This is a genomic window from Mycobacterium sp. E2462, assembly GCF_001672685.1.
GTDB lineage: Bacteria > Actinomycetota > Actinomycetes > Mycobacteriales > Mycobacteriaceae > Mycobacterium.
Map to the genome: position 1 here is coordinate 1 of NZ_LZKC01000424.1, position 3,809 is coordinate 3,809.

A 3,809-nucleotide genomic window follows, 5' to 3' on the forward strand; every position below is an offset into this window, starting at 1 on the left:
CCGCTCCGCCGCCCAGCGCCTCTGCGCTCCCCAGCCCGGCGGCCCCCGCACCGGCCGGTCCGACGACCACTTCGCAGACGGTGACCGCGCTTCCCGCGCCCCCGCTTCAACCGGGTACCGACTGCCGGACGGTGGCATGACCACCCAAGTCCAGCCGCCGGTCGCGGTCACGCCTCCCTTGCCCACCCGGCGCAACGCCGAGCTGGCGCTGCTGTTCTTCGCCGCGCTGATCACCGTCGCGGCGTTGCTCATCGTGGAGGCCAACCAGGACCGCGGCCTGAGCTGGAACGTGACCAGCTATGGGCTGGCGTTCTTGCTCGCTTTCGGGTCGGCGCACGTCGCCATCCGGCGTTTCGCGCCCTACACCGACCCGCTGCTGTTGCCAATTGTCGCGCTGCTCAACGGACTTGGGCTGGTGATGATTCACCGGCTGGATCTGGTCAACAACCAGTTCAGCGGCCGGCATCACCCCAGCGCGACCCAACAGATGCTGTGGACCCTGATCGGCGTCGTCACCTTCGCCCTGGTGGTCACCTTCTTGAAAGACCACCGGCAACTGGCCCGCTATGGCTACATCTGCGGGATCACGGGGCTGCTATTCCTGTCGATTCCCGCCCTGCTGCCGGCGGCGCTGTCCGAGCAGAACGGCGCCAAGATCTGGATTCGCTTCCCCGGCTTCTCAATCCAGCCCGCTGAGTTCTCCAAGATCCTGTTGCTGATCTTCTTCTCCGCGGTGCTGATCGCCAAACGGGGACTGTTCACCAGCGCCGGTAAGCATTTCATGGGGCTGACCCTGCCGCGGCCGCGCGACCTCGCGCCGCTGTTGGCGGCCTGGATCATCTCGATCGGTGTGATGACCTTCGAAAAGGATTTGGGCACATCGCTTTTGCTCTACGCGTCGTTTCTGGTGGTGGTCTATCTGGCCACGCAGCGCTTTAGCTGGGTGGTGCTGGGCCTGACGCTGTTCGCCGTCGGGAGCGTGATCGCGTACTTCATCTTCAGCCACGTTCGGGTGCGCGTGCAGATGTGGTGGGATCCGTTCTCCGACCCCGACGGCAGCGGTTACCAGATCGTGCAGTCGTTATTCAGCTTCGCCACCGGCGGCATCTTCGGCACCGGGCTGGGCAACGGCCAACCCGACACCGTGCCGGCCGCCTCCACCGACTTCATCATCGCGGCGTTCGGTGAGGAGCTCGGCCTGGTCGGGTTGGCCAGCATCCTGATGCTCTACACCATCGTGATCGTGCGGGGCCTGCGCACGGCGATCGCCACCCGGGACAGCTTCGGCAAGCTGCTGGCCGCGGGGCTGGCGTCCACGTTGGCCATTCAACTGTTCATCGTCGTCGGCGGCGTCACCCAGCTGATCCCGCTGACCGGGCTGACCACGCCGTGGATGTCCTACGGCGGGTCGTCGCTGCTGGCCAACTACGTGCTGTTGGCCATCCTGGCCCGCATCTCGCACAGCGCCCGGCGGCCGTTACGCACCCGCGCCCGCAACACCGAGCCGATCGCCGCGGCCGGCACCGAGGTGATCGAGAAAGTATGAACGCCTCCCTGCGGCGTATCTCGATGACCGTCATGGCGTTGATCGTGCTGCTGCTGCTCAACGCGACCATGACGCAAGTGTTCGCCGCCGACTCCCTGCGCGCCGACCCCCGCAACCAGCGGGTGCTGCTCGACGAGTACTCGCGGCAACGCGGCCAGATCGTGGCGGGCGGCCAACTGTTGGCGTACTCGGTGGCCACCGACAACCGGTTCCGCTTCTTGCGGGTGTATCCAAATCCCTTGGCCTACGCGCCGATCACCGGCTTCTATTCGCTGCGCTACTCGAGCAGCGGCCTGGAACGCGCTGAGGACGCGCTGCTGAACGGCTCCGACGAGCGGCTGTTCGGGCGGCGGCTGGCCGACTTCTTCACCGGTCGCGACCCGCGCGGCGGCAACGTCGACACCACGATCAAGCCCCGCGTCCAGCAGGCCGCGTGGGACGGCCTGCAGCAGGGCTGCGGCGGCCCGGCGTGCAAGGGCGCCGTCGTCGCCCTCGAGCCCTCGACCGGCAAGATCCTGGCGATGGTGTCGTCACCGTCGTATGACCCCAACCTGCTGTCCTCGCACGACCCGGAGGTGCAGGCCCAGGCGTGGCAGCGGCTGCGCGACAACCCCGACAGCCCGCTGACCAACCGCGCCATCGCGGAGACCTACCCACCCGGCTCCACCTTCAAGGTGATCACCACCGCGGCCGCGTTGCAGGCCGGCGCCAGCGACACCGAACAGCTCACCGCGGCGTCGTCCATCCCGCTGCCCGGCAGCACCGCCACGCTGGAGAACTACGGCGGGCAAGCCTGCGGTGACCAGCCGACCGTGTCGCTGCAACAGGCCTTCGCGCAGTCGTGCAACACCGCGTTCGTCCAGCTGGGCATCCTCACCGGGTCCGACGCCCTGCGCAACATGGCGCACTCGTTCGGGCTGGACACGACGCCCAGCGTGATCCCGCTGCAGGTGGCCGAATCCACCGTCGGGATCATCCCGGACGCGGCCGCGCTCGGGATGTCGAGCATCGGTCAGAAGGACGTGGCGCTCACCCCGCTGCAAAACGCCGAGATCGCGGCGACCATCGCCAACGACGGCGTCACGATGCAGCCATATCTGATCGACAGCCTCAAGGGGCCGGACCTGGCCACCATCAGCACGACCGCCCCGTATGAGCAGCGGCGCGCGGTGTCGCCGCAGGTCGCCGCTAAGCTAACAGAACTGATGGTCGGCGCCGAGAAGTTTGCACAGCAGAAAGGGGCCATTCCCGGCGTGCAGATCGCATCCAAGACGGGTACCGCGGAGCATGGCACCGACCCGCGTCACACACCGCCGCACGCGTGGTACATCGCGTTCGCGCCCGCCCAGGCCCCGAAGGTCGCCGTGGCGGTGTTGGTGGAGAATGGCGCCGACCGCCTGTCCGCGACGGGGGGTGCACTCGCCGCGCCGATCGGGCGGGCCGTCATCCAGGCTGCGCTACAGGGAGGACCATGAGCCCGCGAGTTGGGGTGACGCTGTCCGGCAGGTACCGGCTGCAGCGCCTGATCGCCACCGGCGGCATGGGACAGGTGTGGGAAGCCGTCGACAGCCGGTTGGGCCGCCGGGTGGCCGTTAAGGTCCTCAAGCAGGAATTCTCCCAGGACCCGGAGTTCATCGAGCGGTTCCGCGCGGAGGCGCGGACGACGGCGATGCTCAACCACCCGGGCATCGCCCAGGTGCACGACTACGGCGAGAGCCAGCTCGACGGTGAGGGCCGCACCGCCTACCTGGTGATGGAGCTGGTCAACGGCGAACCGCTGAACTCGGTGCTCAAGCGCACCGGCCGGCTCTCGCTGCGGCACGCGCTGGACATGCTGGAGCAGACCGGCCGCGCGCTGCAGGTGGCCCACGCCGCCGGCCTGGTGCACCGCGACGTCAAGCCCGGGAACATCTTGATCACCCCGACCGGCCAGGTGAAGATCACCGACTTCGGTATCGCCAAGGCGGTCGACGCCGCCCCGGTGACCCAGACCGGCATGGTCATGGGCACCGCCCAGTACATTGCGCCCGAACAGGCCCTGGGCCACGATGCGACCCCCTCGAGCGACGTCTATTCGTTGGGCGTCGTCGGCTACGAGGTGGTGTCGGGCAAGCGGCCGTTCACCGGTGACGGGGCGCTGACCGTGGCGATGAAGCACATAAAGGAGCCCCCGCCGCCGCTGCCCGCCGAGCTGCCGATTCACGGCGTCCAGTTCCACCCGGAGTCGATCCTCACCGAGGGCGGCCACCGGATGCTGGCGAAC

General features: G+C 68.2%; 3 protein-coding genes. All 3 read left to right on the forward strand.

Annotated elements, in window-relative coordinates; all coding sequences use genetic code 11:
• Window positions 1-136: 136 nt before the first annotated feature.
• Window positions 137-1,546 (forward strand): FtsW/RodA/SpoVE family cell cycle protein, encoded by a 1,410-nt coding sequence (locus tag A5714_RS21820; protein ID WP_068288785.1) that lies wholly within the window; start codon window positions 137-139, stop codon window positions 1,544-1,546.
• Entirely contained in the window at window positions 1,543-3,021 is a 1,479-nt protein-coding gene (gene pbpA, locus A5714_RS21825) for a D,D-transpeptidase PbpA (protein ID WP_068288788.1), read from the forward strand. Before A5714_RS21820 ends, pbpA begins: the two co-directional genes overlap by 4 nt.
• The coding region (locus tag A5714_RS21830) for a serine/threonine-protein kinase (protein WP_231975952.1) at window positions 3,018-3,809 on the forward strand (792 nt) is incomplete at its 3' end. The genes pbpA and A5714_RS21830, both read left to right, overlap by 4 nt.

What these genes read in the sequence shown, in the direction of transcription:
- A5714_RS21820 (WP_068288785.1), top strand. Translation starts at nt 137, where the DNA reads ATGACCACCCAAGTCCAGCCGCCGGTCGCGGTCACGCCTCCCTTGCCC.
- pbpA (WP_068288788.1), top strand. Translation starts at nt 1,543, where the DNA reads ATGAACGCCTCCCTGCGGCGTATCTCGATGACCGTCATGGCGTTGATC.